This window comes from Streptomyces sp. NBC_00873 (genome assembly GCF_045207415.1).
Taxonomy (GTDB): Bacteria; Actinomycetota; Actinomycetes; order Streptomycetales; family Streptomycetaceae; genus Streptomyces.
Window position 1 is genome coordinate 8959893 of the sequence record NZ_CP108803.1, and the last position, 12520, is coordinate 8972412.

Annotated in this window: 12 protein-coding genes and 2 pseudogenes; 7 read left to right on the forward strand and 7 right to left on the reverse strand. The window is 67.7% G+C overall.

Translation table 11 applies throughout. From position 1 onward, the window contains the following. Positions 1 to 35 precede the first annotated feature (35 nt). Both OH809_RS41710 and OH809_RS41715 read left to right on the forward strand, forming a co-directional pair. Positions 36 to 1001 carry a helix-turn-helix domain-containing protein gene (locus OH809_RS41710; RefSeq protein WP_406516216.1) on the forward strand — a complete coding sequence of 322 codons (966 nt, stop codon included), beginning with the start codon at positions 36 to 38 and terminating at the stop codon, positions 999 to 1001. A 1132-nt stretch (positions 1002 to 2133) separates the two neighbouring features. Then, positions 2134 to 2880, forward strand: a complete 747-nt coding sequence (locus OH809_RS41715; RefSeq protein ID WP_406516217.1) for a hypothetical protein — start codon at positions 2134 to 2136, stop codon at positions 2878 to 2880. A gap of 73 nt (positions 2881 to 2953) precedes the next feature. Here the strand turns inward: OH809_RS41715 and OH809_RS41720 are convergent. Continuing rightward, positions 2954 to 3337 (reverse strand): annotated as a pseudogene (locus OH809_RS41720) (transposase family protein); the annotation flags it as partial. A gap of 89 nt (positions 3338 to 3426) precedes the next feature. After that, positions 3427 to 4083: a hypothetical protein gene (locus OH809_RS41725; protein WP_406415718.1), complete on the reverse strand. Its 657-nt coding sequence runs from the start codon at positions 4081 to 4083 to the stop codon at positions 3427 to 3429. 175 nt (positions 4084 to 4258) lie between these two features. Between OH809_RS41725 and OH809_RS41730 the strand changes: the two genes are divergently transcribed. Together OH809_RS41730 and OH809_RS41735 are read left to right on the forward strand one after the other, a co-directional pair. Continuing rightward, on the forward strand, positions 4259 to 4831 hold the full coding sequence (locus OH809_RS41730) for a hypothetical protein (protein ID WP_406516218.1): 573 nt from the start codon (positions 4259 to 4261) through the stop codon (positions 4829 to 4831). A 299-nt stretch (positions 4832 to 5130) separates the two neighbouring features. Next, positions 5131 to 5289, forward strand: a complete 159-nt coding sequence (locus OH809_RS41735; protein WP_406415715.1) for a hypothetical protein — start codon at positions 5131 to 5133, stop codon at positions 5287 to 5289. An 84-nt stretch (positions 5290 to 5373) separates the two neighbouring features. Here OH809_RS41735 and OH809_RS41740 read toward each other — a convergent pair whose 3' ends face one another. Further along, entirely contained in the window at positions 5374 to 6009 is a 636-nt protein-coding gene (locus tag OH809_RS41740; protein WP_406516219.1) for an NAD(P)-dependent oxidoreductase, read from the reverse strand. 311 nt (positions 6010 to 6320) lie between these two features. Between OH809_RS41740 and OH809_RS41745 the strand changes: the two genes are divergently transcribed. Next, positions 6321 to 6488, forward strand: a complete 168-nt coding sequence (locus OH809_RS41745) for a hypothetical protein (RefSeq protein WP_406415711.1) — start codon at positions 6321 to 6323, stop codon at positions 6486 to 6488. Between the two features lie 57 nt (positions 6489 to 6545). On the opposite strand, the gene OH809_RS41750 is transcribed toward OH809_RS41745, so the two are convergent. Further along, positions 6546 to 6716 (reverse strand): ATP-binding cassette domain-containing protein, encoded by a 171-nt coding sequence (locus OH809_RS41750; protein WP_406415709.1) that lies wholly within the window; start codon positions 6714 to 6716, stop codon positions 6546 to 6548. Positions 6717 to 7331: 615 nt separating this feature from the next. Between OH809_RS41750 and OH809_RS41755 the strand changes: the two genes are divergently transcribed. Both OH809_RS41755 and OH809_RS41760 read left to right on the forward strand, forming a co-directional pair. Next, entirely contained in the window at positions 7332 to 7502 is a 171-nt protein-coding gene (locus OH809_RS41755; RefSeq protein ID WP_406415707.1) for a hypothetical protein, read from the forward strand. Positions 7503 to 7545: 43 nt separating this feature from the next. Further along, on the forward strand, positions 7546 to 9978 hold the full coding sequence (locus OH809_RS41760) for a hypothetical protein (protein ID WP_406516220.1): 2433 nt from the start codon (positions 7546 to 7548) through the stop codon (positions 9976 to 9978). 24 nt (positions 9979 to 10002) lie between these two features. On the opposite strand, the pseudogene OH809_RS41765 reads toward OH809_RS41760, so the two are convergent. The 3 genes and pseudogenes from OH809_RS41765 to OH809_RS41775 form a co-directional block, all read right to left on the reverse strand. Further along, positions 10003 to 10323 (reverse strand): annotated as a pseudogene (locus OH809_RS41765) (IS630 family transposase); the annotation flags it as partial. 17 nt (positions 10324 to 10340) lie between these two features. After that, positions 10341 to 11435, reverse strand: coding sequence for an IS110 family transposase (locus OH809_RS41770; protein WP_406516221.1), 1095 nt, complete (start codon positions 11433 to 11435; stop codon positions 10341 to 10343). Positions 11436 to 12066: 631 nt separating this feature from the next. After that, positions 12067 to 12447: a hypothetical protein gene (locus tag OH809_RS41775; protein ID WP_406516222.1), complete on the reverse strand. Its 381-nt coding sequence runs from the start codon at positions 12445 to 12447 to the stop codon at positions 12067 to 12069. Positions 12448 to 12520: the final 73 nt, after the last annotated feature.

A 12520-nucleotide genomic window follows, 5' to 3' on the forward strand; every position in this document is an offset into this window, starting at 1 on the left:
AAATGTTCCCTCCTTGGCCCGCGTAGAATTTGGTGATGGGGTCCACTACGAGTGAACGTGACGATCCCGCTGTGTGGGACGTCGCACGTCCGCAGCGGCCCAGCCGGGTGGCTGGTGTCGACATGGCCGGGTTCCGGGTCCCCGGCCCGCCCGTCGGTGGCCTGCGGGTGGTTCCGCATCCGGCCGCGATGCTGGTTCTGGAGTTCGGGGCGAGCCCGTCCACCGTGGAGGACGGCGCTGGGCAGCGACATCGGGGAAGTCTCGTCGCCGGGCCCGGGTTCGGCTCCGGAGGCGGGGTTCGGGCGTGGGGCGAACATGTCGAGTGCGTCCAGGTGCGCCTGTCCCCACTGGTCGCAGGCACGGTTCTGGGCGCCTGTCCGGCCGATCTGACCGGTTCCCTGGTGTCCCTCGACGACCTGTGGGGCAAGGAGGCGTCACGGATTCGCGAGCAACTGGGCGAAATCCCCTCATGGGAGGACCGCTTCGCGTTCACGGACACGTTGCTCGCCCGCCGACTTGAGGCGCGGTCGCCGGTGGACCCGGCAGTGGCATGGGCCTGGAACCGGATCGTCGCCGGCAAGGGCCTCGTCCGGATCGACCACCTGGCGGCCGAACTCGGATGGAGCCGCAAGCGTCTGTGGTCCCGGTTCCACTCGCACATCGGCATTCCACCGAAAAGTGCCGCGAAGCTGGTCCGCTTCGACCATGCCGTACACCGTCTGGTCGCGGGTGAAAGCGCAGCCCAAGTCGCGGCGGACGGCGGCTACTGCGACCAGTCCCATCTGCATCGGGACGTCATGGCGTTCACCGGCACAACCCCGGCGACCGTGCTGGGCGAGCCATTCCTGACGGTGGACGACCGCGCGTGGCCGACCGCGGAACACCCACCCAAGACCCACGTTTCCACGGATCGCGGCTCGGTCGCCGTTACCGACGTCGGCTCACGGGGGTCGCTGAGAATCCGACATGTGGTTGAGACTCCAGTGTCCGAGACATCGTGAGACTGCGGGAGAAGCCCAGGTCAGCGGAACGCCATCCGACACGCGCCGCGAGACCCTACAAAGCACCATGTCCTTCGCTCTCTCCGGACGGCATAACGGCGAGCACAGCGACTACTGCAACACCAGTCTGTGCTGCCGCTGCCAGCAGCGGAACTGGACGCCCCAGCAGGGCAACGAGCGACTGTGCGGGCTGTGCGCGGCGTGCTGCCGCGAATGCGGCAGGGCGCCAGCACCACACCTTGACGGACTCAACGACGGCATCTGCGCCGGCTGCCGCGGACTGTGCGCCCGCTGCCACAACCCGCTGCCCGACGGAGGAGCCTGCCTCTGCCAGCAGTGGAGGCAGAGCCCCGGAAACGACCCGATCCGCTTCATCATGTAAGGCTTTTCCCAACCACTCCTCCAGACCCTCGGACACCGGGTGCCGCGCACCGTGCCCGACATCCTGTTCGAGGAGCTCGAACACCGTACGCCTGCGCAACTCCTCGACCGCATCGAAAGGCGCTGGAGCAACCGCTGGTCCCACGCGATCCATGAACGCGATGAGGAGAACCGTCGCCGTTGGGCCCCCCAGGAGATCGCTGAGTGCCTCGTGAGCCCCGGCGCATGCTCGAACGGGGCATGCGAGGACGGCTACGTACTCACCGACGGATCGCCCTGCCCGTACTGTCAGCAGCCGACCCATCGCTTTGTCCCCGCCACTGGAGACGTGACTTCCACCTCGGAACATGCACGCGCGACCGCCGCACAGATCCGACAGACACTCGTCAGTAGCCGCTCTTCCAGAAAGAAACCCAGCCGCGGAGTGCAAGCAGGTGCCTGGCCGACGACTCCTGCCAACTGACCCCAGAGCCCGAGCCTGGCCGCCTCATCGCGCCAGCTCCACTCGAGGTTTCGTCTGGCGGCTGCAGGTCACCTCGTGCTTTTCATGGCCCCGCGGTAGGCGGCGATACTTCTCGTTGTGAAGGGACTCGAGGGGTTGTTCAGGGCAACCCAGGGGATCGAGAGCGACCCAGTGGCCGTCCGCGACCTGCGTACGCGAGGACCTCGCTCTGGCAGGCGGGACAGGGAAGCGTCTGGAATGTTCCCCACTCGACGCGATACTTGTGTTCCAGCTGGAGGGGAGCGGACATTGGCAGACGAAGGTAACCAGCTCGCGGAGACGCGCGCCAGGGTCATGCAACGCTTGGGAGAGAGGCAGGAACCGATCCCCACGCCGTGGCCCGAGCTCACCGAGCTTGCCGAACTGAACTACCGGCACAAGGTGGGCATCATCGCGCAGCGTGGCAGCCGGGAGGCGAAAGTCGGTAGGGACACTGCCGTCCACGCAGCCCGGGCCGGTATCCCCACCGTCCTGTACACCGGGTACCCGCCCGACACACAGTCCGAGTGGCTGGCCGTTGACGAGACGCCCAACCCGACGGCCGCCCTCGTGAACGCGAAAGCGGAAGACCTGGTCAACGGGCAGAAGCCTCGGCTCATCATCATCGAACGGTACGAGCGCCTCTCTCCGGAACCTCAGCCAGCTGCAAACCTCGACGACCCTGCCGACGAGCCGATCGATGACCCTGAGCCACTCGCATCGTGGGCGGACCAATTGATCTGGTCGGTCAGGGACATCAGGATCGACATTCCCCTGCTCCTCACGACGGTCGTAACTCCAGAACCAGACATGTCCCGCCGCATGTCTGAGTGGCTTCACATCGATCACCCGGCGATGGTCATGACTGACCTCTGCAAGCCCACGCTGCTGGTCCGTCGCACTGGCCCGGAGGCGGTCGAGGCGCGGATCGAAGTTGATCCGCACGAGTACCGGACTGGCGAACGCAGTGAGCTGCGCTGGGCACCCCTGAATCTCCAGGCCTACAACTCGAATTGACCCGCCTATCTGTCGGATGACGACATCGATGAACCCTTCTCGGTAACGTCTCGTGACGGTTTGTGATCTTCGTTCAGGTTGTGCGGCCGTGTCCCATCTGGAGCAGGACGAGGGCGGCGCGGGCGATACGGGTGATGCTCGCGGGGTCGAGGCTGACCCGGCGCAGGGCCTTGAACGTGACTTTGAGTAGGGCGTTGGCGCGTTCGGCGACGCCGTGGATGCCGCGGATCATCTTGTTGAACGCCTGTTGTTCGAGACCGAGTTCGCGGCCCTGGGGCTTCTTGACCGGGTGGCGGAAGCCGTCGCCGGCGTTCTCGTAGCCAAGGTCGGTCAGGGTGGGGACGCCCAGGGTGGCGGCGAGTCGGTTCAGTGCGGTGATCAGGCCGTGGGTGCGGGCGCAGGTGGTGTCGTGTTCGCGGCCGGGGCGGACCGGGGAGACCCAGATCGGCCAGGGGTCGGCATTTCAGGAGCCACTGACAGTACTCATGGGGGAGCTTCTGGGTCTGTCCCTGGGCCGCAGCCGGATAGCTGCCGACCCTTCGCGGCCTACCGCAGGACCGGGCGGTTGGCGGACGTGTATTCGTCCGCGATGTTGAAAACGCTGGCACAGCGAGGGCACTCCGCTTCGCCGAAGAGGTACGTGATTCCGTCGGCGAGCATGTCTTCCCCATCCCGGAGAGCGGTCTCATACATCCATCGGCCGGTGCCCGAGCAGTGCTCGGCAGGCGCCGGCCGCAGATCACGTTGGTCCACGTCTCCCAGGTTCCAGTCCCGAATCGCCGAATAGCGCCCGTAGTCGCCGATGGCGATCGTCACCTTCACGGCGCAGTGAGGGCAGTCCAGATGGTAGAAGTCGTCCGCAAAGTCCCCCAGAACAGCCGCCCAGTGATACTGCTCCTCGACTGCGAGCAGCGCGCGGAACGCCGCGAGGTAGTCGGCCGGCCGGGTCCGTAGATGCTGATCCAGCAATTCACGGAACTCCGCGATCGAGTCCACACAGTCCGCCAGCAGATCGTCGCAGCCGTGGTGCCCGGCCGCGCGTTCCATGATCTCCCCGGTCAGACCACGTGCCCGCGCGCTGCCTCGTGCGAGGCGCACCAAACGAGGCAGGGCTGCGAAGCTGGCGGGCGAGAGCAAGTCATGCTCAAGGACGAGCCGGTATCCCAGCTCCTTCCAGGCTTCGGTGTCGTCCTCGCGCTCCACGCGCTCCAAGAGCTCGGGGACGCGATCAGTATCGAAATGACAGTCGTACGTATGTGCCCAGTTCACCACCCGGACATTGAACCGCCCTCAAGGACCGGAAGCCCCCGCTCCGCAGCGCTGTCATCAACACCACCGCTTCCGAGGACCCATCGGCCAGGCCCTTTGGTTCAGAGAAGTGACCAGGCCAAAGCTGATGGCCCCGTTCCAGATCGTCGACGGCATGCATACCTCCAGGACCCCCCTGCGGGCCGGTCGGGCAGCGGTCCAGCCGCGGCCGGGAGACATCTGGGCCACCACCCGTACACCGATCCTCGTGCCGGGACCCGCGCACCTGGGCCAGCCGGATGCGCCCGCCGTCGCCCCGGGCCGCCCTGGAGGGATGAGCGCCCCGATAGTTGTCCACGGCCTCTCCCCCTCGGGCGGGCGCAGTGTCGCCATCAACGGGCAGACCGTCGGCCTCGCACACAGCGACCAGGACCTCGTCGAATTCCTGAGGCGGGCCGGCCTCGACGACGCCTGGGATCTCCTCGACGACTCGCACTGGATCGAATGGCGCGGCCGAACTCATCACGGCGCTGCTGCGACGGAAGCTGTGACGCATGGGCCGGCCCGACGGGCATTCCGCCGGATCGGTCCCGGCCTGCATCGCCTCGTACGTCTCCGTCGCCCGGCGTACGTCACCGACATGACGTACGCCGACGAGCACCAGGAGCAGCTGCACGTCGTCCGTCTACAGGGAGCGGGTTGAACTTGTCCGGCTCCATGACCTGCTCGCCGTCGGGGACGTGGCCGCCGTGGAAGAGGTGCCGGTGCTTGGTCCGCTCCTCGTTCAGGCCGTGGCGCGTGACCACCGCCGACGAGGTCGTGCGGCACTGGGTGCACCGGTAGGCGTACATCCCCGTCCCCTCCTTCATTTCAGATCACTTCCCACATGACGGACTTTCCGATCCTGCGGCTACGGACTGCAGCGGATCACAAACCGAGCGTGCTGTTCGAGCGGGGATGGCGTTCCATTAGGCGTGGCGAGTCTGGACCTCGTCGGCGAGCGTGGAACGCCGCACCGTGTGGCCGTTGGAGGCGTTCTACCTCTACGACGACCAGCACACCGTCATCAGGATCCTGACGCAGAGACCCCGCGTAGGCCCCTTCGACTCCCGTTATGTCCAGCGCATGCCGAGCGTGGTGTCCAGGCTCAGTTTTTTGTGATCAGGTCATTGAAGAAGCGGTGTGAAGTGTGCGGGCAGATCCTCAGCCTGGACGGGATCAGCCGTGGCTACGTGCTGTCCTCCGTCAGTAGGCGACCGACATACGGGCGCGTACATGCGTGCCCTGTTCCAGTTCGTCGAGGAACGCCATCGCGTAGTCCTCGGCGCTGATCCGGCTGTTTCCGTTCGCGTCCGTGAGCAGCCGGTCGTCGTCCACCCGGAAGCGGCCCGTGCGCTCGCCGGGGGCGATCTTGGCGGCGGGGGAGACGTAGGTCCAGTCCAAGTCGTCGAGGGTGCGGTAGTACTCCAGGACCGCGCGGTGGGCGAGGGCCTCGGGCAGGACCGCCTCGGGGAATGTGGGCAGGTCGCACAGCTCCTGCCCAGGGGCCACCTCCAGGCTGCCAGCGCCGCCGACCACCACCAGCCTCCGGACTCCGGCTTCGCGCATGCCCTGCGCGAGAGAACGGTTGAGCGCAAGGAAGGGCTCCTTCGGCTCCGAACCGTCCCGCGGCGGTACGCATGCGCTCGCCACCGCGTCGGCCCCCGCCACCAGCGCGGCGACCTTCGCCGGGTCCGAGGCGTCGGCGGCCGCGGCTGACACCCCGGGCAGAGGCGACTGCCCGGAGCGGCTCACGGCCGTGAGTCGGTGCCCGCGCTGCGTCGCCTCTGCGGCGATCCGGCTGCCCACCATTCCCGTTGCCCCGAACAGTACGATCCTCATGAACCTCAGCGAAACACGGCCTCGTGGGCCGCGCATCCCAACTTGCCAGCCGCCTGCCAGGTGTACATACGGGATGCATCGCGCCGGGCGCGGTCGCCGATGCCGAGGTGCCCGAGCTGCACACGAGAATGCGTGTACAGAACCACTGGCACTCGTGCGCCCTCCCCCTCGATCATTGACTCCAGGGGAACGTAGCGGCCCGGCGCCGCCACACACCAGGGCGCCGTCACCCGCAGGGGTGGAGATCAGCCGCAGGAGTGCCCCGTCGTCGGCGGCTTCTGTCCACAGAGCCGCAGCGGTGGGTTGCCCACATGACTGATGACGCGCTGCAGGCGGCCCGGATGCGCGCCAAGATCATGGACGGCCTCGCCCGCGCGGAGCGCGCCCTGTTCACCCGTCCCACGCCGAAATCTGCGCGAGCCCAGATGAAATTCCTTAGCCCACTCCAGATCGGTCACGACCGACGGGACATCCAGTAACTCGGCCCGCATACACGGCAGTTACCCGACACGCAAGACCACCGAACTGCAGCGCCCTCAAGGATCTCCAACTGAAGGGCTAATCGGTCTATACACGCCGGTGGCGACGTTGAAGCAAGTTATCTTGCCGGCGCCATTGGGGCCGATGAGGGCGACGATCTCCCCTTCGCGGATGTTGAAGCTGACGCCATCCAGCGCCGCTACAGCCGGGAACTCGCGGCGGACCACGGTTCCGCAGGCGACTCGGCACTGGGGTCGGTTGCGGCCCTTGGGGGCTGCCGGGTGGCCGCTCTTGATCCGGTGAACCTCTCCCGATGTGACCCTTGCCGCATCAGTGGTGACCGGGTACAAAGATTGGGAAAGCGCTTACTAGGCATTTCCTGGACCGGAGCCACACCTTCGAAGGGACCCGTTCGATGCCACTCCGTGCTGGGTTCCGCGGCCTCACCACGACCACCACCGCCCGGCGCTCTCGGCCACCGTGGCCAGCCTGTCGACGTCCTCCGCCAACGCCCAGCCGCCCGACTCGGAGGCCGCCGGCCCCCACCCAGCCGCTGGCGGTCTTCGACGACTACGTCAACGGCAGCCTGCGGACCCAGGGCCTTGGCACGTGAACACCTGGGGCACCCCCCACGGCGTCTTCGCCAGCGACGAGGTCCCAGCCGACCCTGTCCGGCAAGGCGATGGCTCTGCTGCTCGGCGGCGAGCACCCGGACGTCCCGCGCCGCGGCAACGCCTACGCCACCCTCGACGAGCTCTCCATCGCCCCGGACGCCACCGCGAGCACGGTGTTCTGGAAGGTGCTCGACGGAGGCGGGCTCGCTCCGCAGGAGCGGGTTCTCGGTGCTGATCGACGGCCGCGAGGTCGGGACCGGTCTGGCCCGGACCGACGGCAGCGTCAAGGTCCGGATGACGGTGCCGGACGTCGACGCGACCGGCGCGGTGGCGGTCGAGGTAGTCGGCTCGACGCCGGACCGGCTCGGCACCCACCGGATGAGGATTCGGGCCAGATGACCTGCACCACAGACCGCTGATCGGGCAGCAAAGGAGCAAGGACATGAAGACAGGACGGCGCGCGTTTCTCGCGGGGACGCTGGGAGCGGCGCTGGCAGGCGCGGCGCCCGGATGGGCGGCGCAAGGACAGACGGTCGGGACGCTCCGTCTGGACTTCGGCGGCGCGACGCCGGCACCGGCACCGGGCTACGTGCGGATAGCGACTGAGATCTACACGGAGGCGCGGGGATACGGCTGGGTCTCGGCGGCCGGACTCAGCATCCGCGACCGGGGCGGTGATGCTCCGCAGCGCGACTTCGTGTTCGGCACCGCTGCGCGCGTGTTCCGGATCGGGAGTCTGACGCCGGGCCGCTACCGCCTGCGCGTCCTCTCCGGCGACCTGACGTTCGCCGACCACTTCACCCGGCTGCAGGTGCCAGGGGTGGACGGCGGCGAGCCGCTGCCGGTGTTGCATCCGAGCTACGCGCAGTTCGCCGAGCTCACCGCGACGCTCGTCGTACCGGAGGGCGGCACGAGGATCGACGTCACCATGGACTCGCCTGCGAACAACTGGGTCGTCAATGCGCTGGTCCTCGAGCCGACGGCGGATCCGGAGCCGGTCCGGGTCACCTTCACCGATGCCCCGATCCCGAGCACCTGGGGGCCGATCCTGGTCTCGCCGGACCCGACGGCGCCGCTGCTCGACGGCCACCGGTCGCGGTCCGCGGGCGATCGAGTCCGGCCCACCGGTCTCCGACGGGGCGACTACCTGCGGCTGATCGCGAGCGAGGTGGACTTCTGGAAGACCAAGCAGGACACCGACGGCGCGATCATCGATCCCTACCTGAACCGTGAGTTCCAGTACAGCACGCCTGCCTTCGCCCACGCTGCCGCGACCCTGGTCGCGTACGCCGGACGGGGGGACCTCCTGGAAGCAGCCGCGCTCGCGCTGGACTGGTCAGCCTGGGAACTCGCCGAGCGCACCGCCGCGGATGCCCACGAGGACTTCTACGCGCCGATGCTCGCCCATGCGATCCGGCTGCTGGAGCCGCATGTACCCGCGGAGCGCTCGGCAGCCTGGAAGCACGACATCGGCCGGTTCGAGCCGTTCCTCACCTACCGTGCGGCCGTCGGGAGCAGTAACTGGAACATCGTCGCCGCGAGCGGCGAAGCGCTGTTCCGGATGATGGGTCTGCGGGTGACGTCCGATCGCCACCCCGAGGCGAGCTTCGCCGCCCAGGGCGCGCGCTTCGACACCTCCTACGGGCTCTATCTGGAAGGCCCGATGCCCTACGACCACTTCCCCCGCCTCTGGCTCGGAGACCTCATCGGGCGGGGCTACACCGGGCCGTACCAGGCCGAGCTGACCGAGGCCCTGCGTCGTGCGGCTATCACCAGCCTGTTCATGCAGTCGCCGACCGGCGAGCTGCCCGCCGGTGGCAGGTCGGCACACCACCAGTGGAACGAGGCGCAGCAGTGCGTGACCTACGAGATCTTCGCGGCACGCGCGCTGGCTGCCGGCGACAGCGAGCTGGCGGCGTACTTCAAGCGGGGTGCGCACCTCGCGCTGCGCTCCATGTTCCGCTGGGTGCGCCCGAGCGGGGAGATGCAGATCGTCAAGAACTGGATGGACCCGGCGCAGAGTTTCGGATACGAGTCCTACTCCGGCCACTCCCAGTACAACCTGCTGCCGATGTCGATGCTCGCCATCGCGTACGAACACGCCGCCGCGACCGAGGACGTCACGGAACGGCCCGCCCCCTCGGAGACCGGTGGCTACCTGCTGCACATCGAGCCGCTGCACAAGGTCTTCGCGAACGCCGGTGGCAGCTACGTGGAGATCGACACCGCCGGCGACCACCACTACGACGCGACCGGCTTCATTCGGGCGCACTTCTCGGGTCACTCACCGCAGCTCGGGTCGAGCGACTCGTTGTTGGCCGCGCCGCGTTATCGAGTGCCGGACGGTCCCACACCGCCGACGACCGGGGTGGGGGTGGCGTGGGAGGTCAGCCCCGGCGAGTGGCGCCACTTCGGCGAGCTAGAGCCGAGCCTGACCCAGGACGTCGTCGTACTTCCGACACGGCTACGCGGCGACGACGTCAGGTTCACGGTCCGCTACAACGGCGACTTCGGCGGCGGCGTCACGACGGTCGAGGAGCGCTTCGCTGTCATGCCGCGGGAAACCCGGGTCACCACGATCCTCCGCGGCTACGACGGGCCGGTGCGGCGCGTGGTGCCGGTGCTCTCCCACGACGGACGCACTCCCGGCACGATCCAGGTCCAAGGGGACGAGGTGCGTGTCTGGCAGCAGGGCGAGCACGGCACCTCCAAACTCACCTACGACATGCCCGGCGCCACGTCGGTGCTGGTCGGCAGCGAGGAATACGGCAACCACAACGGTCTGATGCGACTCGCCGTCGGCGAGTACGCCGAAGGCGTGGGCGCCGCGGGCGTCACTCTCGTCGTCGCCCCGCAGGGCGACGGGCGGCTCTAGTGTCCTGCGCCGGAAATCTCGATCTTAAGTTTGCTGATGGTTTTCAGTATCTGGTGGGGTGATCCTGGTGAGGTAGTCGGCGAGGGAGTTGAGGATCTCGTCGGCGGTCTTGGTCCAGGTGAACGGCCTGGGGTTCTCGTTCCAGGTGGCGATCCACGCCTTGATGTCGCTCTCGAGGGCTTTGACGGAGGTGTGGACGCCGCGGCGGATGAGCTTGTCGGTCAGCAGGCCGAACCATCGCTCGACCTGGTTGATCCAGGAGGATCCGGTCGGGGTGAAGTGGACGTGGAAGCGGGGGTGCCGACCCAGCCATGCCTTGATCTCGGGGGTGTTGTGGGTGGCGTAGATGCCCCTATGTTTCGTCAAGCGGTGGAGGACAGGCCGGAGACGGTCGTCTTCGGCTGGATGCGGTGGTAGATCTCGCGTGCGACGTAGCGTTTGAGGCAGCGGATGATCTCGCGCTTCGACATGCCTTGCTTGGTGCGTCGTTCCAGGTAGGCGCGGGTTCGCTCGTCCCAGCGAATGCGTGTCATGACGATGCGGTAGAGGGCGGCGTTGGCCTGCCGGTTGCCGCCGCGGTTGAGCCGTCGGCGCTGGGTCTTGCCGGAGGACTGCTCGACCGGGCTGACGCCGCACAGAGCGGCGAAAGATGCCTCGTTGTGGATCCGGTCGGGGTTGTCGCCGGCGGCGATGAGGAGGGCTGCGGCGCTGTCGGGGCCGATACCGACGATCTCCAGCAGCTGCGGGTGGTGGGTGCTGACGGCTCGGGTGACGCGGCGGGTGAGTTCCTTGACCTCGCAGGTCAGGTGCTGGATGCGGTGGGCCAGCAGCCGGAGGGTGAACACGGCCGCGTCGTCGCTGTCGGCCAGGCCGTCCGCGCACCGGGCGATCAGTGCCGGGTTCCTGAGTCCGGAGAGGGACTCGCGCAGTGCGGGATCGATGCCCAGGAGTACGGCTTTGAGCTGGTTCATCGCCTGGGTGCGGGCCTTGACGGCTGATTCCTTGGCCAGTCTCAGGACGCGCATGTCGGCGGCCGGGCCCTCGCCTGTCTTGGGTGTGGTGGTGGCGCGTCCGGACAGGACCGCGCGGGCTGCAGCATCTGCGTCGACGGCGTCGGTCTTGCCTCGCTTGCGCCGGGTGGCACGGTCCGGCTGGTCGACCTCGATGACCTGGATGTTCTCCGCGCGCAGGAACCGAGCCAGTGCCGATCCATAGGAGCCGGTGCACTCCACCCCGGCACGGTGCAGGGCGCCAAACGAGCGTGCCCAGGCAAGAAGTTGGCGGTATCCGGCAGCGGTCGTCGGGAACTCCTGATGGGCTAGGAGCGCGCCGAGCACGGTGATCACCGCGGCGACGTGCACGTCCTTATGGGTGTCGACACCGAGGATCACGTCCTCTGCGGGCTGTGCTGCTCGCTGCGTGGGCAGGGTCGGCTGGGGCATGCTGGTGACGGTCACGCGGCTCCTTCATCGGCTGGGGCTGATGGCCGACGCCGGGCCGGATGGGCGGTCAGAACTGTGATGGTGCCTTGTAGGGCAAGGCCCCTATCGGGACACGCCCGCCGGTCCGGCGGCAGCAAGCACCGCCTGGGGCCGGAAGCCGACAGATCTACTCCAAGGCAGCTGCGGCCAGTTGTCGCACGGGTCAGGCTCCGGCCCCGACGGCACCCCACAAGTCTCACAGGGTGCCCCTATGTGTTTGGTCGGGCTGTGTGGCTCACAATGTGGGCATGGATGACCAGGGTGGGGACTCGGTATCGGTGTGGCGAGTGGGCGGGGTGGCTCGCGCGGCGGGCTATGTAATCCCGGCGGTCGTAGGAGCGGAGGCGCTCGCCGGCTGGGTTGGGTGGGTTTCTTCTCCGGGAGTGGAGACGGCTCGGTCGGCCGGGCTGTGGTCGGGGCTGGCGGTCGGCGTGGCGTTGTTCTTTTGGTGGTCGATTCTCAGGGTCCGGCTTGAGGTCGGCCCTGACGAGATCGTGGCGGTCAATCCGTGGGGGACCCATCGCCTGAGGCTGGACGAGGTGGCTTCGGTGAGGCTTGGTGCCTGGGGTGCCGAGTTCCACCACGGAGATGGCTTCAAGACCACGGCTTATGCGCTCAGCGAGCTGGCTGCGGGAACGTCGCAGGACCGGCGCTTCGCGGAACTGCAGGCTGCTCTGGAAGCGGGCCCCGCTTCCTCGTCGCGGTGACGCCAGACAGAGACGGAGGTCGGGGACTGGCCGGGGCGGGGTTCGTAGAAGATGCCGTCGCGGAGCATGGCGAACAGGACGTCGGCCCTGCGTCGGGCGAGGCAGGAGTTGACGCGTTCCTCGCTCGGCATGCCGTAGGACGCGCCGCAAGCGGTGTCGACGTCGGCGGACATCATGGCGTCGGCGAAGGTCTTCACCATCTGCCGCAGCAGGTCGGGACTCGCCGAGGCGAGGTTCTCCTCCAGCAGCGCGGCAAAGGGTAGACTGTCGGGTGCGGTCATCGTGCTGTTCTCCTTCAAGAGCTTGGTCGTTCTCGAAGGATCAGCCGGTGGCCTTCTTACGTTCAGGCTTCTC

What these genes read in the sequence shown, in the direction of transcription:
- OH809_RS41775 (WP_406516222.1), bottom strand. Translation starts at nt 12,447, where the DNA reads ATGACCGCACCCGACAGTCTACCCTTTGCCGCGCTGCTGGAGGAGAAC.
- OH809_RS41740 (WP_406516219.1), bottom strand. Translation starts at nt 6,009, where the DNA reads ATGAGGATCGTACTGTTCGGGGCAACGGGAATGGTGGGCAGCCGGATC.
- OH809_RS41745 (WP_406415711.1), top strand. Translation starts at nt 6,321, where the DNA reads ATGACTGATGACGCGCTGCAGGCGGCCCGGATGCGCGCCAAGATCATG.
- OH809_RS41710 (WP_406516216.1), top strand. Translation starts at nt 36, where the DNA reads ATGGGGTCCACTACGAGTGAACGTGACGATCCCGCTGTGTGGGACGTC.
- OH809_RS41760 (WP_406516220.1), top strand. Translation starts at nt 7,546, where the DNA reads ATGAAGACAGGACGGCGCGCGTTTCTCGCGGGGACGCTGGGAGCGGCG.